General features: G+C 72.8%; 18 protein-coding genes and 3 tRNA genes. 10 read left to right on the top strand and 11 right to left on the bottom strand.

The features are described 5' to 3' along the window. Nucleotides 1–61: 61 nt before the first annotated feature. Nucleotides 62–589, bottom strand: coding sequence for a hypothetical protein (locus OUQ99_RS23365; RefSeq protein ID WP_267945930.1), 528 nt, complete (start codon nucleotides 587–589; stop codon nucleotides 62–64). Next, complete coding sequence (locus OUQ99_RS23360) at nucleotides 586–927, bottom strand: hypothetical protein (RefSeq protein WP_267945929.1); 342 nt, start codon at nucleotides 925–927, stop codon at nucleotides 586–588. Before OUQ99_RS23360 ends, OUQ99_RS23365 begins: the two co-directional genes overlap by 4 nt. A 158-nt stretch (nucleotides 928–1,085) precedes the next feature. Here OUQ99_RS23360 and OUQ99_RS23355 point away from each other — a divergent pair. Continuing rightward, nucleotides 1,086–1,158: transfer RNA gene (locus tag OUQ99_RS23355), tRNA-Asn, on the top strand. A gap of 186 nt (nucleotides 1,159–1,344) precedes the next feature. Next, nucleotides 1,345–1,417: transfer RNA gene (locus OUQ99_RS23350), tRNA-Asn, on the top strand. A gap of 224 nt (nucleotides 1,418–1,641) precedes the next feature. Here the strand turns inward: OUQ99_RS23350 and OUQ99_RS23345 are convergent. Further along, nucleotides 1,642–2,529 (bottom strand): SAM-dependent methyltransferase, encoded by an 888-nt coding sequence (locus OUQ99_RS23345; RefSeq protein WP_267945928.1) that lies wholly within the window; start codon nucleotides 2,527–2,529, stop codon nucleotides 1,642–1,644. 617 nt (nucleotides 2,530–3,146) lie between these two features. Between OUQ99_RS23345 and OUQ99_RS23340 the strand changes: the two genes are divergently transcribed. Together OUQ99_RS23340 and OUQ99_RS23335 are read left to right on the top strand one after the other, a co-directional pair. Continuing rightward, entirely contained in the window at nucleotides 3,147–3,932 is a 786-nt protein-coding gene (locus OUQ99_RS23340) for a RibD family protein (protein WP_267945927.1), read from the top strand. Then, nucleotides 3,929–4,399: a dCMP deaminase gene (locus OUQ99_RS23335; RefSeq protein ID WP_267945926.1), complete on the top strand. Its 471-nt coding sequence runs from the start codon at nucleotides 3,929–3,931 to the stop codon at nucleotides 4,397–4,399. Before OUQ99_RS23340 ends, OUQ99_RS23335 begins: the two co-directional genes overlap by 4 nt. A 139-nt stretch (nucleotides 4,400–4,538) precedes the next feature. On the opposite strand, the gene OUQ99_RS23330 is transcribed toward OUQ99_RS23335, so the two are convergent. Next, nucleotides 4,539–7,031, bottom strand: coding sequence for a DEAD/DEAH box helicase (locus OUQ99_RS23330; RefSeq protein WP_267950470.1), 2,493 nt, complete (start codon nucleotides 7,029–7,031; stop codon nucleotides 4,539–4,541). Nucleotides 7,032–7,193: 162 nt separating this feature from the next. Beyond that, nucleotides 7,194–8,183: a malate dehydrogenase gene (locus OUQ99_RS23325; protein ID WP_267945925.1), complete on the bottom strand. Its 990-nt coding sequence runs from the start codon at nucleotides 8,181–8,183 to the stop codon at nucleotides 7,194–7,196. A gap of 261 nt (nucleotides 8,184–8,444) precedes the next feature. On the opposite strand from OUQ99_RS23325, the gene OUQ99_RS23320 reads away from it, so the two are divergent. Continuing rightward, nucleotides 8,445–8,518, top strand: a tRNA-Ile gene (locus tag OUQ99_RS23320). A 913-nt stretch (nucleotides 8,519–9,431) separates the two neighbouring features. Next, nucleotides 9,432–11,357, top strand: coding sequence for an SGNH/GDSL hydrolase family protein (locus OUQ99_RS23315; RefSeq protein ID WP_267945924.1), 1,926 nt, complete (start codon nucleotides 9,432–9,434; stop codon nucleotides 11,355–11,357). Nucleotides 11,358–11,366: 9 nt separating this feature from the next. Here the strand turns inward: OUQ99_RS23315 and OUQ99_RS23310 are convergent, their stop codons facing one another. Both OUQ99_RS23310 and OUQ99_RS23305 read right to left on the bottom strand, forming a co-directional pair. Beyond that, nucleotides 11,367–11,987, bottom strand: a complete 621-nt coding sequence (locus OUQ99_RS23310; protein WP_267945923.1) for a TetR/AcrR family transcriptional regulator — start codon at nucleotides 11,985–11,987, stop codon at nucleotides 11,367–11,369. Between the two features lie 245 nt (nucleotides 11,988–12,232). Continuing rightward, entirely contained in the window at nucleotides 12,233–12,955 is a 723-nt protein-coding gene (locus OUQ99_RS23305) for a glycerophosphodiester phosphodiesterase (RefSeq protein WP_267945922.1), read from the bottom strand. Between the two features lie 246 nt (nucleotides 12,956–13,201). Between OUQ99_RS23305 and OUQ99_RS23300 the strand changes: the two genes are divergently transcribed. Continuing rightward, on the top strand, nucleotides 13,202–13,972 hold the full coding sequence (locus OUQ99_RS23300) for a DeoR/GlpR family DNA-binding transcription regulator (RefSeq protein ID WP_267945921.1): 771 nt from the start codon (nucleotides 13,202–13,204) through the stop codon (nucleotides 13,970–13,972). 46 nt (nucleotides 13,973–14,018) lie between these two features. Here the strand turns inward: OUQ99_RS23300 and OUQ99_RS23295 are convergent, their stop codons facing one another. Beyond that, complete coding sequence (locus OUQ99_RS23295) at nucleotides 14,019–14,480, bottom strand: VOC family protein (RefSeq protein WP_378551779.1); 462 nt, start codon at nucleotides 14,478–14,480, stop codon at nucleotides 14,019–14,021. Between the two features lie 54 nt (nucleotides 14,481–14,534). Next, nucleotides 14,535–15,854, bottom strand: coding sequence for an MFS transporter (locus tag OUQ99_RS23290; RefSeq protein ID WP_267945919.1), 1,320 nt, complete (start codon nucleotides 15,852–15,854; stop codon nucleotides 14,535–14,537). A gap of 353 nt (nucleotides 15,855–16,207) precedes the next feature. On the opposite strand from OUQ99_RS23290, the gene OUQ99_RS23285 reads away from it, so the two are divergent. Continuing rightward, nucleotides 16,208–16,873, top strand: a complete 666-nt coding sequence (locus OUQ99_RS23285; protein ID WP_267945918.1) for an HD domain-containing protein — start codon at nucleotides 16,208–16,210, stop codon at nucleotides 16,871–16,873. Nucleotides 16,874–16,922: 49 nt separating this feature from the next. Here the strand turns inward: OUQ99_RS23285 and OUQ99_RS23280 are convergent, their stop codons facing one another. Together OUQ99_RS23280 and OUQ99_RS23275 are read right to left on the bottom strand one after the other, a co-directional pair. Beyond that, nucleotides 16,923–17,204, bottom strand: a complete 282-nt coding sequence (locus OUQ99_RS23280) for a DUF4031 domain-containing protein (RefSeq protein WP_267950469.1) — start codon at nucleotides 17,202–17,204, stop codon at nucleotides 16,923–16,925. Continuing rightward, nucleotides 17,201–17,668 (bottom strand): Lrp/AsnC family transcriptional regulator, encoded by a 468-nt coding sequence (locus OUQ99_RS23275; RefSeq protein ID WP_267945917.1) that lies wholly within the window; start codon nucleotides 17,666–17,668, stop codon nucleotides 17,201–17,203. Before OUQ99_RS23275 ends, OUQ99_RS23280 begins: the two co-directional genes overlap by 4 nt. Nucleotides 17,669–17,870: 202 nt before the next feature. On the opposite strand from OUQ99_RS23275, the gene OUQ99_RS23270 reads away from it, so the two are divergent. Together OUQ99_RS23270 and kynU are read left to right on the top strand one after the other, a co-directional pair. Then, nucleotides 17,871–18,776: a tryptophan 2,3-dioxygenase gene (locus OUQ99_RS23270; protein WP_267945916.1), complete on the top strand. Its 906-nt coding sequence runs from the start codon at nucleotides 17,871–17,873 to the stop codon at nucleotides 18,774–18,776. A 42-nt stretch (nucleotides 18,777–18,818) separates the two neighbouring features. After that, a complete protein-coding gene (gene kynU, locus OUQ99_RS23265; RefSeq protein ID WP_267945915.1) occupies nucleotides 18,819–20,057 on the top strand; it encodes a kynureninase in 1,239 nt (412 codons plus the stop codon). Nucleotides 20,058–20,246 lie beyond the last annotated feature (189 nt).

Below are 20,246 nucleotides of genomic sequence, written 5' to 3'. Positions count from 1 at the left end.
GGTCGGCGCGGCGAGAGGCAGCCCGGCGGACGCGAGCCCGGAATGACCCGCGGACCACGTCCTAGACGCCCATCTGGTCGTGCAGGGCCGACAGCGCCCGGGAGACGGCGTCGGACAGGCGCGGGTCGTCCGGGTCGACGCCCTCGCCCAGGTGGACGCGCCAGTCCACGTCGGCGCCGCCGGGCGGACGGCGCGCCACCAGCCGGAAACCGGTGGTGGATCCGGCGCCGGGGAACGGCACGAAGCGGTTGACCAGGATGGTCGCGGTGACGCGCTCGGCGACGGTCTCCGCCAGGCGGCGGTAGTCGACGCCGTCGGCGGCCGGGTCGGAGCGCAGGCGGACCGTGTGCTCGCCCGCCCCCTCCTCCGTGAACCTGAAGGTGTCGGGGGTCCAGCTCGCCCGGTCGATGTCCTCCCAGGGCACGGCCCGCCCGCCGGGCAGGTACAGGGCGCGCGTGGTGGTGACGAGCACCTGCTCGCCGGCGTCCCGCCCGGCCGGAACGGCGACGGGCGCGTGCGCCAGCACGCGCTCGCCCCGCTCCAGCCCGGCGCGGACCCCCGCGGGGACGCCGCGGCGGAACAGTGTCACGGGCGGTCCGCCCCGTCGTCGTCGGAGCGCCCGCTCCCGGGCTGGGTGCCGTTGGACACCCTGGTCTCCCACTCGACGAGCTCGATCTCCTCGTCGGTGGGCCGGGCGAGGAAGTCGCGCAGCGACGTGATCGGCATCTTGTTGACGGTCTTGTCGTAGACGGTGCGACCCGCGTTGCCGACCTGGGCGCCGACGAGCCCGGCGACCTCCTGGACGACGGGGCTGTCCGCGACCCTGCGGGCCGTCCGTGCGAGCTGCTCGTAGCGGGCCCTGCCCGCCTTGGCGCCCAGGACGTATCCGATGGCGAGTCCGGCGACGAACGTGATCCGGTAGCGCATGGGTCCCTCTTCAGACCTTGGAGACGATCGGCGTGTTCCGTGCCTGGCACGTTACCCTGTCGCCGCTCCGCCACACGTGCCGACACCGGTCACGAGCACTCTCCGGGGGCGCTACGCTAGTGGTGTCGCCACGGCCCGCGGGTCGCGGGGGCGCACGATCCCGCGTAGCTCAATTGGCAGAGCAGCCGGCTGTTAACCGGCAGGTTATTGGTTCGAGTCCAATCGCGGGAGCGTATCGGAAAGGGCCAGTCGGAGAGATCCGGCGGGCCCTTCCCGCATGTCCGGACCCTGTGGCTGACTCCCGGCGGACGGGGCACGCGACCCGGCGCGGGAGCCCGGAAAACACGTCGCGAGCACCCCGGGGGAGGCGCTAGGCTTGTCCTGTCGCCACGGCCCGCGGGTCGCGGGGGCGCACGATCCCGCGTAGCTCAATTGGCAGAGCAGCCGGCTGTTAACCGGCAGGTCATTGGTTCGAGTCCAATCGCGGGAGCCCACACGAAGAGGGCCCCTCCCACGGGAGGGGCCCTCTTCCGTTCTACGGACCGTTCCGGGGGACCGCCGCGACGCGGTCCCCGCGGACATTCGCCGCGCGGTGTCGGGGTCGACCAAACACACGGGTCCGTCCTGGTGCTCCGCCGCCTCCCGCCCTGCGGGGCGGCCCCCTCCCGCTGCCGGGCCGGCGGCTCCAGCGCGGGACAGGGGGAGCGGAGGCGGTCAGATCCTGCCGATGCCGCCGATGATGAGCCGCCGGTTGCGCTGCGGCATCTGGTAGCAGCCCGGGACCGGCGGGGCCACGGGGAGCGTGCGCCAGCGCTGGACCTCGATCAGACCGGGTTCGGGGACCTCCCAGCCCTCGAAGAACACCTCGATCTCCTTGCGCGTGCGCCAGCGGCCCGAACCGAGCCGGTCCAGGAACACCCTCTCCAGCTGTTCGGCCCGGGAGAAGTCCTTGGGGAAGAACGACTGGTCGGGACGGCAGTAGTGGCTGAGGACCATGTGGCTGCCGGGCGCGAGGGAGTCCCGCAGGGCCGCGATGTGCTCGGCCGGGGCGTCGGCGTCGGACGTGTGCGCGACCACCCCGGTGAGCAGCAGCCCCACGGGGCGCTCCAGGTCGAGGAACGCCCGGGTCTCGGGGTCGTCCAGGAGCCTGCGCGGGGTGGTCAGGCCGGCCCGCACCGCGGTGGTGGTGTGTCCGTCGCGGAGCAGGGCCAGGTGGTGGGTCAGTACCACGGGGTCGTCGGTGGCGTAGAGCACGCGTGCGCCCGGCGCGTGCTCCTGCGCGATCTGGTGGGGGTCGCCGGGGGCGGGCAGGCCCGCGCCGACCTGGATGAACTGCCGGATTCCCTCGCTCTCGGCGAGGTGGCGGACGGCCCGTTGGAGGAAGGCGCGTTCACCCAGGACCAGGTCCTGGAAACCGGGTGCGGTGCGTTCGGCCCTGCTCGCCAGGTCGCGATCGACCTCGAAGTGGTCCTTGCCCTTGAGGTGGAAGGAACGGAGCCGTGCCAGGCTCGGACGAGCCAGGTCGACGGCGGGCGGAGGGTTGGCCCGGACGTTTTTGCCCCCCGCCTGCCTCAGGAAATCGGGGGAAGTGAATCGAGACATCGCCGTCCTCTTGTCTGAGGTGGGGAAGTTTGGTCGACCCCTGGATTCTATTCCTGGTTGACGTGGTTGTTAACCGAGTCACGGACTCGGGTGGTAAAAGACGGCGTCCGTGTGGCCCCGGGTCGACCGGGCGTGTACGTTACGGCACACTTGGGTTGGCTAGGACATATATGCGTAATGTCCTTTATGTGAGGAATCAAGGAGGATGCTCGGTCCCCACAACCCCTGCCCCGGCGGGCCAGCGGGAGGATTCCGATCCTGATGGTGCTCCGGAGGCGTGCGGGAAGGGCCCGGGGGAAGCACTGCCGCAGGCGTCCAGGGCTCCCCGGGGCCTGTCCGGGATAAGGCATTAGTACTACGAATCGACCGCCCATTTATCGTGCGTGCCCACTGCCTGCGGAAATCAACGGAGGCGGAGAAGAATACGGCACACTTCGCAAACGGATTGCGTCGTCGAAAAGAGCACGGTGCCCGGCGGGGGCCTTCCCCCGGCGCGGGGCCCGAAACCCGATCCGCCGCCGGAACCGCCGGATGGCCTCTTCCGGCCCCGGCGGCGGCGCGGCTGCTCCCGTCGCGGCGGTGCGCCCCGGGCGCCGGCGTCTCGCTAGCCTGGGGGCATGGACCGTCCCCACACCATCCTGAGCTGCGCCATGTCGGTCGACGGGCGCATCGACGACACCACCCCGGAGCGGCTCCGCCTCTCCAACGAGGCCGACTTCGCCGAGGTGGACGAGTTGCGCGCGGGATGCGACGCGATCCTCGTGGGGGCCGGCACCCTGCGTGCGGACGACCCGCGGCTCCTCGTACGCTCCCCTGCCCTGCGCGCGCGCAGACGCGGGGAGGGCCGCACCGAGAACCTGCTCAAGGTCCTGGTCACCCGCAGCGGAGAGTTCGACCCCCGGGCCCGGTTCTTCTCCACCGGTGACGCCGGTGCGGTCGTCTACACCGGCGGGCCCGGGGTGGACGCCGCCAGGGCCGGCCTGTCCGGCAGGCCCGCCTCGGACCCGCCGGCCGAGGTCGTCGACGCCGGAAGCCCGCCCACCGCCGAGGCCGTCCTGGCCGACCTCGCGAACCGCGGGGTGGGCCGGCTGCTCGTGGAGGGCGGCGGCCACATCCACACCATGTTCCTCACGTCGGGCCTGGTGGACGAGATCCGGTTGGCGGTCGCCCCGTTCTTCGTGGGGGAGGAGGACGCGCCGCGCTTCGTCCTGCCCGGCGCCTACCCGTACTCCGCCGCCGCGCCGATGCGCCTCGTGGAGGCCAGGGCCCTGGGGGACGTCGCGGTCCTGCGCTACCGCCCCGACAACCGCGGCCCGCAGGAGAGGGAGGCCGGGGGAGGACGGGCCGGGGCGGACGGGAGCGCCGGGACGGGCGTGCCCCGGACCCGCGGGGAGGACCGGTGACCCCCGGGCCGCCGCCGGCCGCGGGCGGCGCGGACGCGCACTGGCTCCTCCGGACCGTCGAGCTGTCCCGGTCGTGCCCGCCCTCCGCCACCGCCTTCTCGGTCGGTTGCGCCGTGGTCGCCGGGGACGGCACGGTCCTGGGCGAGGGCTACTCACGCAGGGACGACCCGCGCGACCACGCCGAGGAGGCCGCGCTGCGCGGGACCGACCCCGGCGACCCCCGTCTGCGCGGGGCCACCCTCTACTCGTCGCTGGAGCCGTGCAGCTCCCGGGCCTCCCGGCCGACGGCGTGCAGCGCGCTCATCCTCACCACACCGATCCCGCGCGTGGTGTTCGCCTGGCGGGAGCCCGCCCTGTTCGTCGACTGCGACGGCGCCGAGCGGCTCCGGGCGGCGGGCAGGACCGTCGTCGAGCGCCCCGACCTCGCCCAGGGGGTCCGGGAGGTCAACGCCCACCTGCTCGGCTGACCGGGGCCGTCCACAGGCGGGGAAAGGGGCCGGTGCGGCGGTCTGCGGCGCGGTTCCCCTGTCACAAGGGGGGCCTCGGCGCCGACCGGCCCCGGCGTGACCGCCGCCCGGGGGGCGACCCCGCCCGGGCCCTCGACGGTCACAGCCGGTTGACGTCCACCACGTGCACGACCGCGTAGCCCTCCGCGTCGGACGCGGCCAGGTCCACCTCCGCGCTGATGCCCCAGTCGTGGTCGCCGGCCGGGTCGGCGAAGATCTGGCGCACGCGCCACAGCCCGGTCTCCTCCTCGATGAGCAGCATCTTCGGTCCGCGCGCGTCGGGTCCGGTCCCGATCTCGTCGTGCTCGGCGAAGTACTCCTCCACGGCCTCGGCCCACTCCTCGCCGCTCCACTCGCCGTCCTGGGACAGCTTGCCCAGGTCCCCGTAGCGGCGGCGGGAGGCCAGCTCGACGCGGCGGAACATCTCGTTGCGCACCAGCACCCGGAAGGCCCGCGCGTTGGCCGTGACCGGCCGCACCTTCTCCTCGGCGGGCTCCTGCCCCTCCGGGGCCTCCTCCTCGGGGTTGGTCAGCCGCTCCCACTCGTCCAGCAGGCTGGAGTCGACCTGGCGGACCAGCTCGCCCAGCCACTCGATGAGGTCGCGCAGCTCCTCCGTCTTGGCGTCGTCGGGCACCGTCTGGTTGAGCGCCTTGTACGCGCTGGCCAGGTAGCGCAGGACCAGGCCCTCCGAGCGCGCCAGCTCGTAGTGGCCGACGTACTCGACGAAGTTCATCGCCCGCTCGTACATGTCGCGTGCCACGGTCTTGGGCCGGAGCGGGTGGTCGCCCACCCAGGGGTGGCCGCGCCGGTAGACGTCGTAGGCGTGGTGGAGGAGTTCCTCCAGCGGCTTGGGGTAGTCGACCTCCTCCAGCAGCTCCATGCGCTCGTCGTACTCGATGCCGTCCATCTTCATCTGCTGGACGGCCTCGCCGCGGGCCTTGTTGAGCTGGGCGCCGAGGATCTGCCTGGGGTCGTCCAGGGTCGACTCCACGACGGTGAGCACGTCGAGCGGGTAGGTCGGCGACTCCTTGTCCAGCAGGTCCAGCGAGGCCAGCGCGAACGTCGACAGAGGCTGGTTGAGCGCGAAGTCCGCCTGGAGGTCCACGGTGAGCCGGGCGGTGCGGCCCTGGTCGTCGGGTTCGGGCAGGGTCTCCACGATGCCGCCGTCGAGCAGCGACCGGTAGATGGCGATCGCCTCGTGGATGTGGCGGCGCTGCGCGGGCCGGTCGTCGTGGTTCTCGGTGAGCAGGTGGCGCATCGCGGTGAAGCAGTTGCCCGGGCGGGCGATCACGCTGAGCAGCATGGCGTTGCTCACCCGGAACCGCGAGGCCAGCGGCTCGGGGTCGGCCTCGATGAGCTTGTTGAAGGTCGCCTCGTCCCAGGAGACGAACCCCTCGGGCGCCTTCTTGCGCACCACCTTGCGGCGCTTCTTGGTGTCGTCGCCCGCCTTGGCCAGGGCCTTCTCGTTCTCGACGACGTGCTCGGGGGCCTGCGCCACCACGTGGCCGACCGTGTCGAACCCGGCGCGTCCCGCCCGCCCGGCGATCTGGTGGAACTCGCGGGCGCGCAGGCGGCGCACGCGCACCCCGTCGTACTTGCTGAGGGCGGTGAACAGCACGGTGCGGATGGGGACGTTCACCCCGACCCCCAGGGTGTCGGTGCCGCAGATGACCTTGAGCAGGCCCGCCTGGGCCAGCCGCTCGACCAGGCGCCGGTACTTGGGCAGCATGCCGGCGTGGTGCACGCCGATGCCGTGCCGCACGTACCGGGAGAGGTTGCGGCCGAACTTGGTCGTGAAGCGGAAGTTGCCGATCTCCGCCGCGATCGCCGCCTTCTCCTCCTTGGTGGACATGTTGATGCTGGTCAGCGACTGGGCGCGTTCGACTGCCTGCGCCTGCGTGAAGTGCACGATGTACACGGGCGCGTTGCCGTCGCGGAGCAGCTCCTCCAGCGTCTCGTGCAGCGGGGTCACCCGGTAGTCGTAGTAGAGGGGGACGGGGCGCTCGGCGGAGGCGACCACGGCCGTGGTGCGCCCGGTGCGCTTCTCCAGGTCCTCCTCGAACCGGCTGACGTCGCCCAGGGTGGCGGACATCAGCAGGAACTGCGCCTGCGGCATCTCCAACAGGGGCACCTGCCACGCCCACCCCCGGTCGGGCTCGGCGTAGAAGTGGAACTCGTCCATGACGACGGTGTCGATGTCCGCGTTCGCGCCCTCGGCGAGCGCGATCTGGGCGAGGACCTCGGCGGTGCAGCACACGATGGGGGCGTCGGCGTTGACGCTGGCGTCGCCGGTCATCATGCCGACGTTCTCGGTGCCGAAGATCTTGCACAGGTCGAAGAACTTCTCCGACACCAGCGCCTTGATGGGCGCGGTGTAGAACGCGCACTCGTCGCGGGCCAGGGCGGCGAAGAGCGCGCCCGTGGCGACCATGCTCTTACCGGAGCCGGTGGGGGTGTTGAGGATGACGTTCGACCCGGAGACGACCTCGATGAGGGCCTCCTCCTGGTGCGGGTAGAGGGTGAGGCCCCGCTCCTCGGCCCACAAAGCGAACGCCTCGAAGAGGGAGTCGGGTTCTGGTTCGGCCGGAAGCACATCGATGAGACTCACAGTCTCTATACTGCCCGCTCCCAAGTCCCCTTCGGGACGTGGCGGGCCCCCGCCGACCCGCAGCGGCGCCCCGCGCGCCCCGGCCGGCCCCTACACGGCGACGGGCACGCCCCCGTGGGAGGCGTGCCCGTCAGCGGCCCTGCGGCCCTACACGAGGCCGAGCTTCCGGACGGTGTCGCGCTCCTCGACGAGCTCGTTGACCGAGGCGTCGATGCGGGCGCGGGAGAACTCGTCGATCTCCAGGCCCTGGACGATCTCCCACTTGCCCTCGCGGGACACGACCGGGAAGGAGGAGATGAGGCCCTCGGGCACGCCGTAGGAGCCGTCGGACGGGATGGCGGCGGAGGTCCAGTCGCCCTCCGGGGTGCCGTTCACCCAGTCGAAGACGTGGTCGATGGCGGCGTTGGCGGCGGAGGCGGCCGAGGACGCGCCACGGGCCTCGATGATCGCGGCGCCGCGCTTGGCGACGGTGGGGATGAAGTCGTTCTCCAGCCAGGCCTGGTCGCCGACGGCCTTGGCGGCGTTGCCGCCGCCGACCTCGGCGTTGAACAGGTCCGGGTACTGGGTGGCGGAGTGGTTGCCCCAGATGGTGAGCTTCTTGATGTCGTTGATCGACACGCCGAGCTTCTTGGCGAGCTGGGTGAGCGCGCGGTTGTGGTCGAGGCGGGTCATCGCGGTGAAGCGCTCGGCCGGGACGTCCGGGGCGTTGCTCTGGGCGATGAGGGCGTTGGTGTTGGCCGGGTTGCCGACCACGAGTACCCGGATGTCGTCGGCGGCGCCGGCGTTGATCGCCTCGCCCTGGGGCTTGAAGATGCCGCCGTTGGCCTGGAGCAGGTCGCCGCGCTCCATGCCCTTGCCGCGCGGCCGGGCGCCGACCAGCAGGCCGACGTTGGCACCCTCGAAGGCCTTGGTGGCGTCGTCGAAGATGTCGATGCCCTGGAGCAGGGGGAAGGCGCAGTCGTCGAGCTCCATCGCGGTGCCCTCGGCGGCCTTGACGGCCTGCGGGATCTCCAGCAGACGCAGCTTCACCGGGGTGTCGGCGCCGAGCAGCTGGCCGGACGCGATCCGGAACAGGAGGGCGTATCCGATCTGGCCGGCGGCGCCGGTGACGGTGACGTTGACGGGTGCTTTGGACATGGCGTGAACTCTCCTGACGACGATGTGCGACCCGCGATGTTACCAACGGGTCATACGCGGCGTCGGTGCCGGGCGCTGGGGTCCGTCCAGTCGCGCGCCGCACTCCACCACCCTAGACCGAGCCCCCTCGGGGCCCGGGACCCAGGTGCGGTGTTCGCGGCGCGCCCGCGCACCCGGTCCCAGCAGGGCCTGTCCTGTAACGGATTTACGGCGCGGAAACGCCGGACACACCCTGTTAGGATGACGTTTGCCGACGACGGCGGGCCGGTAGCTCAGTTGGTTAGAGCAGGGGACTCATAATCCCTGGGTCGCGGGTTCGAGTCCTGCCCGGCCTACCCCCTCCAGGCACACCAAAAGCGCCGCCGACCTGCGGATACAGGCCAGCGGCGCTTTCTTGTGCCCTACGGTCGGCTACGGACTTCCACGGTTCCGTCCGGTGGCCGCGCCGAATACGCGTGGAAGTTTCGGGCCTCGGAAGTCGTCGAACCCGGTCCCGGCCCCGTCCAAGTACCTCGCGTAAATCCGAAGTAGGACATCAAGGCCGCGTCCGTCCTATTCTGCTACTTGTGGGGGATTAGTCCCTGTATTGGCCGTGTGATCCTCCCAGTGCCCCGGAGGGGCGTGCGGCGGGTGCGCCGGTCCCTCCCGTCCCGGCCGCCCCGTGTGCCGGTTCCGGGCTCCCGAGAGCCCCATGGGTCGGGGTGCGTCCGGTGGTGGCGGGTTTCGTGGGGAGGAGTGCCGAAGATCCCGGTATCCTCGGTGGCGGTAATGCCGAGGTGCGGCCATCGGGGCGCTCGTCGGGGTCGGCCGGTCCGTGACCCGCCGGTCCCCGTTCGCGGGTCCGGGCCCCTCCGCCCTCGGCCGGTGGAGAACCCCTTCGTCCGCAGGGGGTGGGGGCGGACCCGTGTCCGCCCTGGTGAACTTCGTGGACTTTCGGCGCGTATGTCTTATTCATACGGATTCCTCTGCGTACCGTTCGGAGAGGGGCCGTCCGGTCCTGTCGTCCGTCCGTCCGGCCGCCGGGCGGGCGTCGTGCGAGACGGGGAACCCCTGTGTTCCCCCGGACTCCGGACCGCCCGGAAGTGCCCACAGACGCGGTCCGGAACATGCTCCGAACGACCGTGTGAGCGGGGACGGCTCGTCTAAACTGGCGGCCGTTCGGGGCGCAGAGGTGTCCCACGTCTCACAACCACCGTGCTCCCGGCGTCGTCCGACACGTCGGTGGAACTTCATCGGGAAGGGCGAGCGTTGGGCGCTGATGGGACCGGGGGGCGCGGCGCGCACCGCCGCAGACGTGACGACCTCGCCCCGCACCTGCTCCGCGGCGCGGCGGCAGCCCTCGTGGCGACGGTCCTCGTGACCGCCTTCTACGTCGTGACCTCGCGTGACGGGGACGCGGGCGTCCAGGACCGGCAGGAGCAGGCGGCGCCCCGGGCCATCGGCACCCCCTTCGCCAGCCTCGTGGACGAGATCGGCATCTCCCGGGACAACTCCGCCGCCAACGTCGACCTCGACGGCGCGGGCCACAGCCTCTCCTCGCAGGCCCTGGCCGCCGCCGGGTGGACTCCCGGCCGCGAGGTGGTCCTCCTGGGCACCGAGCTCGAGCTCCCCGACTACGCCCCCGGGCGCCCCGACCACGTGGTCTCGGACGGCCAGCTGCTCCGGTTGGACGAGGACCGCTACGGATCGCTCACCTTCCTGGCCACCGCCACGCGGATCGGCGGCGCCGGTGGCGGCCCCGCGGTCCACGGAACGGGCCGCGTGGTCTACACGGACGGCACGGAGCAGGAGTTCGTCCTCTCCGTCCCCGACTGGGTCGAGGGACCCGCGGGGGACGCGGCGCTCTCGCTGCCCTACGCCAACTCCGCCGGCGTCGGCGGACCGAGCCCCACCCTCGGCTCCGTGCGCCTGTACGCGCGCAGCGTGCCCGTCGACCCGGCCCGGGAGGTCTCCCACGTGGTCCTGCCGCGGGTGGACGGGGACGGGGGCCGCCTGCACCTGTTCTCCGTGGACGGCCGCCCCTCCTCCGGCTGGACCGGCTCCTGGGCGCGGGCCACCTCCGGGTACCTGGAGGTCGGCCCCTGGCAGGACCAGACCCTGCGCCTGTCGGTCCGCACCACCGCCGGAGGGCACGTCGCCAGGATCCGCCTCGACAACACCTTCGCCGCGGAGCCCGTCACGGTGGGCGCCGCCTCGCTGGCGCTGCAGGGGGACGCCGCCGGCACGCGCGGGGCCGCGGTCCCCCTCACCTTCGACGGACGCGCCGACACCGTCATCCCGGCGGGCGGACAGGTGTTCAGCGACCCGGTGGAGATCCTCCTGCCGCCGCACACCGACGTCCTGGTGAGCTTCCACCTCCCCGAACTGGTGACCGCGGCCCCCGTGCACTACGCCGCGGTGGACACCAACTACAGCAGCGAGCCGGGCAGCGGCGACCAGACGCTCGACACCACCGGGGCGCCGTTCACCGGGCGTGTGGCGCAGTGGCCTTTCCTGACCGGTATCGAGGTCGCCGACGGGCCCGGCGCGATCGTGGCCTTCGGCGACTCCCTCACCGACGGGACGCGGTCCACCCGCGACGCCCACAGCCGCTGGCCGGACGTGCTGAGCACACGCCTCGCGGCACAGCCCGGTGTGCTCAACCCCGGTGTGCTCAACGTCGGCGTGGCCGGGAACCACGTGGTCACCGACGGGTACCCGGGGGAGGGGGTGTCCACCAACCCCAGCGGGGTCGCCATGGTCCACCGGGTCCAGAGGGACGTGTTCGCGCAGAGCGGCGTGGAGACCGTGGTCGTCTTCGCGGGGATCAACGACCTGCGCTGGGGCACCTCCCCGGACGCGGTGATCAGCGGGCTCGGCCAGATCGCCCGGCTGGCCGAGGCGCGCGGCGTCCGGGTGTTCGTGGCCACGCTCGGTCCCTGCGGGGGGGAGCGGCGCTGCACTCCGGAGGTCGAGCAGGCACGGCAGCAGGTCAACGCCTACCTGCGCACGCAGATCGGTGACCCGGCGTCGCCGTTCGACGGGGTGTGGGACTTCGACGCGGTCCTGCGCGACCCGGCCGACCCTGCCCGCCTCCTGCCCGCCTACGACTCCGGTGACCACATCCACCCCGGGGACGCGGGACTGCGGGCGCTGGCCGAGTCGGTGGACCTCCAGCAGCTCGTCGGCGGGTGAGCCCGCCCCTCACCTGGGGGAGCCCAGGTGGTGGTGGACGACCAGGTCCACGTAGACGGCGCCGAGGCCGTCCAGGCTCAGCCCCGCATCCGGGTCGTACCAGTACAGGAGCGAGTCGAGGGTCTCCAGCACCTCGTCGGCGGCCCGGCCGGGGTCGCGTACGGCGAAGGCGCCCGCGGCCGCGCCGTCCTCGATGATCCCGCGCATGTGCTCCCGGTAGAGGCGCAGGAGGGAGCCGACCTCCCTGTGGCGCGCGGGGTGGACGGCCCGCAGCACCGGCAGCAGCTCGTGTGCCAGGGCTGACGCGGCCCGGTGCCGCCAGCCGGTCTCCACATGGCGTCTGACCAGCGAGGCCATGCGTTCGACGGCGGGCAGGTCCGGCCGGTCCGCGGCCAGCTGGCCGTCGACCCGCTCGTGTGCGGACCTGAGCACGACGGCGTAGGCCAGGTCGGTGCGGGTGGGGAACGCCCTGCGGAGGGAGGCCGTGTCCGCCCCGGTCTCCAGGGCGATGCGGCGGATCAGCTCGGACACGCCCGGTCCGCGCGAGCCGTGCCGGGCGAAGAGGCGCGCGGCACAGTCCAGGACCGGGGCGGCGGCTCGGAGCGCGCGGGGCGAGGTGTGGGCCGTCATAGGGGTTCTCGTCGTCGGGAGGGCGCAGGGAAGGAGAGGGGTGCGCGGTCTTCACCCGAGGGGCCATCGCTTTCCAGGGTATCCGCGGGGTGGCCGGAAGCGGCGTGGAACGGCGGAACCCGACGGGGCGGGGAACGGCCGCGGGCGCCGAGCCCCCGCGGGCACGGCGGCCACGCGCCGGAACGGCCCCCGGCGGGCTCCGGGAACGTGCCCTCCCGCCCGCGCCCGCGACCGGGGCCCGGGGCTCAGACGGCCCCGACCGCCGTCGCCCCTCCCCGGCCCCGACCGCTCGTCAGCGACACGAGGTCGGCGATCCGCTCCGTGGCGAGCGCGTCGACGCCCATGCCGATCAGACGCGCCATCTCCGGGAACTCGTTCACGGCCCAGGCCGTGACGCGATACCCGAAGCGGTGCATCTCGTCGACCGCTTCCCGGGTCACGAGCGTGTGGTGCGCGCCCAGGAACTCCGGTCCCAGGGCGCGGACGGCCTCGTCCGGAGGCATGTCCGGCTGCTCCCAGACCGCCAGGAGCCGGGCGCCGGGGCTCTTGGCCCGGAGCGCGCCGAGGGTCTCGGCCGAACCGGTGAAGAGCACCTGGTCGCCGAACCCGCGTTCGCGCAGGAGCGTGTCCGCGGCCAGCGCGGCCCTCGGCGTGTCCGCGCCGACGAGCAGGGGCGGGGGCCCGTGGGCGCCGAACTCGGCCAGGACCTCCATCAGGGTGGGTATGCGCCGTTCCACGTCGTCGCGCACCCCGGCGAGTTCTGCCAGGGTGAGTCCGTCCACGGGGCGGGGCGGGGAACCGGGAAGGGCCACGAGTCGTTCGTCGACCAGGACGGAGTAGCCGTCCGAGGTCAGGTGGACGTCGATCTTGACCAGATCGGCCCCGGCGCGCCAGGCTGAACGCAGGGCCGGGAGCGTGTTGCCCGGGAAGCGGGCGGTGTCTCCGCGCAGTGCGATGGACAGCGTCATGCGGTCAAGGGTGGCAAATTCCGCCGTCCCACGTGGCGCAAACAGGAAAAACATCCACCAAGAAGGTCCGCGGCGGCGGTGGCCCGGGCCCGCCCCGGCCGGAGCGGCCGGGCCCCTTCGCCGCGATTGCGAGAGGACTCACGTCCGGAGAGCACCGTTCCGGGCGCGATGAGCTGGGAAACTTTGTTACATGGCGTCGTGATCGCACGGTGTCCCCATGGCCGGCCCCCGAGTGTGAGGCGAACGATGATCCCGGACCAGCGACGAGAGCACATCCTGAAGCTCCTCCAGGAGCGTCACGTGCTGAGTATCAACGAGCTCACGTCGATGCTGTCCGTGTCCCACATGACGGTCCGGCGCGACATCCAGGCGCTGGAGAACGACGGCAAGGTCCTGTCCGTCACCGGTGGGGTACGGCTCGCGGCGCGGCTCAAGAGCGAACCCTCCTACCTGGCCAAGGCCCAGCTGGAGGTCCCCGCCAAGCGCGCCATCGCGCGCGCCGCCGCGGAGCTGGTCAGAGAGAACTTCACCATCTACCTGGACGCGGGGACGACCACGCTCCAGATGGTGCCGCTGCTCACCGACAAGGTCGGCCTGACGGTCATCACCAGCGACTTCAACGTGGTCGGGCACCTGATGGAGTACCCGGGGATCGAACTGATCCACACCGGCGGCGTCGTCTCGCACTCCGACCACTCCTCGGTCGGCCGGTTCACCGCCGACTTCCTGCGGCAGGTGAACGTGGACCTGGCCTTCATCGCCAGCAGCTCGTGGGACGTCGACCGCGGCTCGACCACGCCCTCCGAGGCCAAGGTGGTCGCCAAGCAGGCGCTGCTGCGGATCGCCTCCAAGAGCGTGCTCACCGTCGACAGCACCAAGTACGGCAAGTTCGGCACCTTCAGGGTGGCCAGCCTGGAGGAGTTCGACCTGATCATCACGGACGACCGGCTCCCGCGCTCGGCCGTGGACGAGCTGGGCGAGCGCGACGTGCGCCTCAAGCTGGTCGAGACCGACTGACAGGGCCTTCCCGTGTGCCGGGAGGGACGGAGCCGGCGGGGGCGGATCAGTCCTCGTCGGCGTCCAGCTCCGCGGGGCAGAACAGCCCGAGCTCGGTGCCGTCCGGGTCGTAGAACAGCAGGGTGGAGCCCTCCTCGCGGTGCATGACGGGGGAGTGCTCCACGTCCATGTCCGCGAACCGCTCCTCCCACGCCTCCAGCTCACCGAGGTTGTCGACGCCCAGGGTGAGCCGGTCCAGGCCGCAGTGCCTGCGGTCGAACCGGTTCTTGAAGTTGTCGCGGTGTTGGATGAGGGCGACCATCAGGCCCGACGCGGGGTGACGGCACTCGCTGCGCAGTGTGCCGTCGTGGTCGCGTCGTCCGAGCACCTTGAAACCCAGGACGGAGCGGTAGAAGCGCACGCTCTCGTCGCGGTCCCGCACGGAGAGGGTGACGCGGGCGAGCCCGTTGAGCTGTGGCACGGGCACCTCTTTGCGCCGGGGATTGATGCTGGTCAGTAGTTCGAGCACGGTCCACAAGCCTAGGTGGGTGTGTAGGGGGACGGACCCCTCTTTAACGCGGGCTTAACGCCCGATGTTCCCAGGATCACCCGGCTCCGCGAGCGGCGCCGCACGGGTCCCCGCCGAGGGGGCGGCGGAGGGTTTCGCTCCGGCCCCCGGCTCGTCCCGTGCCTCGCCGGTCCGCGCGTACCAGCGGGCCCGCATCACCAGGACGGCGACGGCGAAGGAGACCAGTCCGCCGAGCGTGGCCAGGGCGAACGCCCCCTGGTGGCCGTACGCGTCGGCGACGGCGCCCGAGACCACGGACCCCAGGGCCTGGCCGAGGATCAGGCTGCTCAGGACGACGGCCATCGACTGGGAGAGGCGGCTGGGCGGGGCGGCCCGCTCGATGAGCCCGAAGAGGCTCACGATGTGCGGGCCGATCGCCGCGCCCAGCACGAAGACGGCCACCGCGAGCGTGGCCGGCCCGTGGTCCAGGTACAGGGGCAGGCTGAGCACGAACAGGCCCCCGGCCGCGACCCGCGTCCGGGCGGTCAGGGAGAACCCGGCGGGCAGGGAGGCCATCAGCAGCCCGGCCGCCGCGCTGCTGGCGCCCATCACCGCGTACATCAGGCCGGACAGGTCCCCGTACCCCGAGGCCGCCGCGAACGCGGTCACGCCGGTGGACATGCCGCCGAAGAACAGCCCCTGGCAGAACATGGGGGCGGTGAGCACGAGCAGGGCGGGGGTGGCGATCCGGCCCTCCGAGCCGCGCACCGGCGGCGTCCCTGCCGGGGCGGTCCGGTGGAGGGCGAACACGGCCCCGAACACGCCGATGAGAGCGGCGGCGCCCAGCACGCCGGCCGACGGGGAGAGGGTCACGGTGAGCACGCCCACGAGGGCGGGGCCGAGGACGAACGCGGCCTCGTCGAGTACGCCCTCGACCGACATGGCGGCCGACACCGAGCGCTCCCGTTCCGCGCCCCGGTCGGGTCCCCGGCGGATCAGCACCACCCACCGGGTCCTGGCCATGGGCCCCATCTGGGGCAGGCACATGCCCGTGACCGCGGCCAGCGCCGCGAGGGCGGGGGTCGGGGTCCCGGACCGGACCGCGAGGACCAGCAGGACGATCAGGACGGCGTCGACCAGCGCCATGACGAGCACGGGGGTCCGCTGCCCGTGCCGGTCGGCGAAGCGGGCGATGACCGGGCCGCCGACGGCCTCGCCGAGGGCGAAGGCGCCGGCCACCGCTCCGGCGGCCGCCACACTGCCGGTGGTGGCGGTGACGAGGGTGAGCATGCCGATCAGGGCCATGGAGATGGGCAGGCGGGCCAGGAAACTGGCGAGGAGCAGCGGCCACCCGGCGATCCGGTGCATCCGCCGCAGTGTCTCGATGGGTGACATCCCGACCCCGTCCCGCTCGTGGTTCCCGCTCCCCGGATTCCAGCACGGCGGTCCTGCGCGGGCCATCAGTGGAGACGACAAAATTCATCCCATGATATGGCCGAGAATCGTCGTGATGCCCGGTTGCGCACCGGGTGTCCGCGGGTTCCGGCCGGTGGCGGGGCCGCCCCGGCACGGACGCCGGGGAGCCCCGCTGCGAGGCCGTGGACCCGGTGCTCGTGCACCGGTCCGCCGTCCCCGCCCCCGGGGCACGGACGGCGGACGCGTCCGACATCTGATCCGGCCGGGTGGCGACGCGCCCGGGTGGGAAGGACCGGGAGTGTCCGAGGTACCCGCGTGAACGGTGAGAGACCTTGCCACTGAACGAGGAGGAGGCGGTCCTGCTGGCCGCCGCCTGGCGGAGGCTGGCCGGGGGCGGTCCCGAGGCGGCCGCGGTCGGGGCGGAGCTCCTGGACCGCTGGAACGAGCCGCACCGCCGCTACCACACGCTCCTGCACCTGTGGGAGACGCTCCGCGCCGTCGACGTCCTCCAGGAGGAGGCGCGCGACGCCGACTGCGTCCGCTACGCGGTCTGGTTCCACGACGCGGTGTACGAGGGGCGCCCCGGCCGGGACGAGGAGGAGAGCGCCGAGCTCGCCGGGCGCCTGCTGTCCCTGATCGGCGTGGAGCCCGGGCGGGTCCGCGAGGCGGTGCGCCTGGTGGGTGTGACCGCGGCGCACCGCCCCGAGGAGGGGGACGCGGACGGCGCGGTCGTCTGCGACGCCGACCTGTCGGTCCTGGGCGCGCCGGCCGACGAGTACCTCGCCTACACGGCGGCGGTCAGGGCCGAGTACCGCCATGTCCCCGACCGGGTGTTCCGCGAGGGCCGCACCGCGGTCCTGCGGTCCCTGCTGAACGGGCCCCACCTGTTCCACACGTCGTTCGGCCGCGAGCACTGGGAGGCCGGGGCCCGGGCCAACATGCTCGCCGAACTCGACCGGCTGGCGTCGCCGGCGCCCCTGGACGCCCCGCCGCCCTGACCCTCCCGCACCCGGGGAGGGGGAGCCGTGCGCCTCCCCGGGCGGGCCCTCACGGCCGCCCGCCCACCCTGGGGGCCTTGCGCCGCCGGAGCCCCGCCGCGCGCAGACGGGTGACCAGCTCGCGCCCGGTCACGTGCGCGGCGCCCAGCTCCAGCGCACGGGCGTGCAGGTGGCCCGGGATGTCGTAGTGGTCGCGGTCGAACGCCCGCGGGTCCACCCCCATGGCGCGGGCGAAGGCGTGCAGTTCGTCGAAGGAGCTGTCGCTCACCAGGTGCGCGAAGAGCAGGCCGCGCGGCCCGGGCCAGACCGCGGAGTCGATGAGGACGCTCATGGCGTACGGGGCGCGCTGACGGCCCGCCACGGGACCGGGCTGGACATGACCATGGTGCTGGAGGGGCGACCGTGCTCGGCGAGCTTGTCGATGACCTCCTCGAAGTGCTCCATCGAGCGGACCGCGATGAGCAGGACGCAGCAGTCGTCGCCGGTCACCCGGTGCACCTGCAGGATCTCGGGCAGCTCCAGCGAGGAGCCCTCCCGCAGCAGGCAGTGCGCGCCGAAGCACTCCATCCGGACCAGGGCGGTCACCGGGAGCCCGGCGGCGGCCGGGTCGACGTGCGCGTGGTAGCCGGTGATCACCCCGCGGTCGGTGAGGCGGCGGACGCGGTCGGCGACGGCGGGCGCCGACAGGTTGACCCTGCGGGACAGCTCGTTGAAGGACAGCCGCCCGTCCTGCTGGAGTTCGGAGAGGATGCGCTGGTCGACGCCGTCCAGCGGGGTTGCCAGTCGTGAGGCCATGCTTTGCGTTCCCAAGGTCGAAGCTCGTTAACCATGACGAATGCTAGGCCAATGCCCGACTTGCGTGTTCGTCGGCCATTCCTTTCGCGGTTGTGTCTGCCCGATGATGTGACCTCACGTACACGGTGCCGTGTGCCGGGGCGGTTCCCCGCGCTGCGCGGTGCCCGCACAGCCGCTCAAGCAGTACCGACAAGGGGTCGTCATGCTCTCCACCGCCGCCCAGCAGTGTCCGTTCGCCCCCGGCGAGGACGCGGAAGGGGCCGAGGCGGCCCGGGCGCGCCGGGCCGCGACCGACGGGGGGCGGCCGACGCTCTCCTTCGAGAAGAACACCCCCTACGTCGACTACGTCGGGATCGACACCCTGCTCGGCCTCCGGAGACCGCGCACCGCCGAGCCGGCCGAGTCCGCGTTCATCATCGCCACCCAGGTGATGGAGCTGCTCTTCGCGCTGGTCCAGGAGCGCTGGGAGGCGGCCCGCGACGCGCTGGAGGCGGACGACGTGCCCGGCGCGCTGGCGTGGCTGCGCCGGGCGTGCAACGCTCAGGACGTGCTCAACGACTCCTGGGGCCTGCTCGGGGACATGACCCCCACCGAGTTCAACCGCTTCCGCGACTCCTTCGGCGAGGCCTCCGGGTTCCAGTCCTACGGCTACCGCAAGCTGGAGTTCCTGCTCGGCAACAAGTCGGCCGCCATGATCCGGCCGCACAAGGCCATGGCCGGAGTGGCGGACCAGCTCAGGGCCGTACTGGAGAGTCCCGGCCTCTACGACGCCGCGCTGCGCCTGCTCCACCGCCGCGGCCTCCCGGTGCCCGCCGACCGCGTCGAGCGGGACTGGACACAGGACTACGAGCCCAGCGACGGGGTCGAGGCGGCGTGGACGGCCGTCTACGCCGACGACGCGCCCGGGAACGACCTGTTCCTGCTGGCCGAGGCGCTGCTCGACGTCGCCGAGAGGGTGACGCGGTGGCGCCACCGCCACCTCGTGGCCGTCAAGCGGACGATGGGCGGCAAGCCCGGCAGCGGGGGTTCCAGCGGCCTCACCTGGCTGGCGCGCAACGCCGAGCAGGACGTCTTCCCCGAGCTGTGGTCCCTCCGCAGCTCCGTCTGACCAGTACGCCGCGCCCCGCGCACGAGCAGGAAGCAGGAACCGATGACGCCCACCACCCGTGAGGACTGCGTCGCGCTCGACGCCGCCGACCCCCTCGCCGCGTTCCGTGAGGAGTTCGTCCTCCCCGAGGGCGTGATCTACCTGGACGGCAACTCCCTGGGCGCGCTGCCGCGCTCCACCCCGGGCCGGGTGGCCGACATGATCGAGCGCGAGTGGGGCCGGGACCTCATCCGAAGCTGGAACGACGCGGGCTGGTGGGACAAGCCGCGCACCCTGGGCGCCAAGGTCGCGCCGCTGGTCGGCGCCGCCGCGGACGAGGTCGTCGTCGGCGACGGCACCTCCGCCAACCTCTTCAAGGTCCTGGTCGCGGCGCTGCGGATGTCCGACCGCTCCGTCGTGCTGGGCGAGGCCGGCAACTTCCCCACCGACCTGTACGTGGCCGAGGGCGCGGTCGCGCTGGCCGGGGCCGTCCAGCGCAGGGTGGACCCCGACGGTCCCGGGCTGGAGGCCGCACTGGCCGGGGGCGACGTCGCCGTCCTGCTGCTCAGCCACGTGGACTACCGCAGCGGGACCCTGCGCGACATGCCCGGCATCACCCGCCTGGCCCACGAGAACGGGGCCCTGGTGGTGTGGGACCTGTGCCACAGCGTCGGCGCGGTCCCGGTGGACCTGTCGGGCAGCGGGGCCGACTTCGCGGTCGGGTGCACCTACAAGTACCTCAACGCCGGTCCGGGCGCCCCCGCGTTCCTGTACGCGGCCCGGCGCCACCACGCGGTGGCCGAGCAGCCCGTCAGCGGATGGCACGGGCACGCCCGCCCGTTCGACTTCTCGGGCGACTACGAGCCCGCGCCGGGGGTCTCGCGCTTCCTCAGCGGGTCGCAGCCGCTGGTCGCGGACGCGGCGCTGGAGGCCTCCCTGGACGTGTGGGCCGAGGCCGACCTGGCCCAGGTGCGAGCCAAGAGCCTGGCGATGACCGACCTGTTCCTCTCCCGGGCGGCGCAGGCGGGGATCTCCTCCATCACCCCGTCCGAGCACGCCCGGCGCGGGAGCCAGGTGGCGCTGGTGGAGCCCGAGGAGGGCGCGGGGTACGCGATCGTGCAGGCGCTCATCGCGCGCGGGGTGATCGGTGACTTCCGGGCCCCCGACGTCATGCGGTTCGGGTTCACGCCCCTGTACCTGCGCCACGTCGACGTGTGGGACGCCGCGACAGCCCTGGTCGAGGTCGTCGGGACGGGCGAGTGGCGCCAGGAGCGCTTCGCCAGGCGCGGCCAAGTCACGTGACCCCTTCTTGACACTCCGGACGGGCAACCGTCCGGAGTTCCCTTTGCCCGGAGGGGAGAGGCCCCCGTCGCCGCTGACCCCCGCCCGGGACGGGCATTGCTCGGCCTTGACCGCGCCGCCCCCGACCGCACCGCGGGACCTCGGCGCGTGGACCGTGACCTTTTCGGCCCGTACACGGCCTCCCGTCCC

Source organism: Streptomonospora nanhaiensis, assembly GCF_026642255.1.
Classification (GTDB): Bacteria; Actinomycetota; Actinomycetes; order Streptosporangiales; family Streptosporangiaceae; genus Nocardiopsis; species Nocardiopsis tropica.
This window is presented reverse-complemented; position numbering and strand designations above follow the sequence as displayed.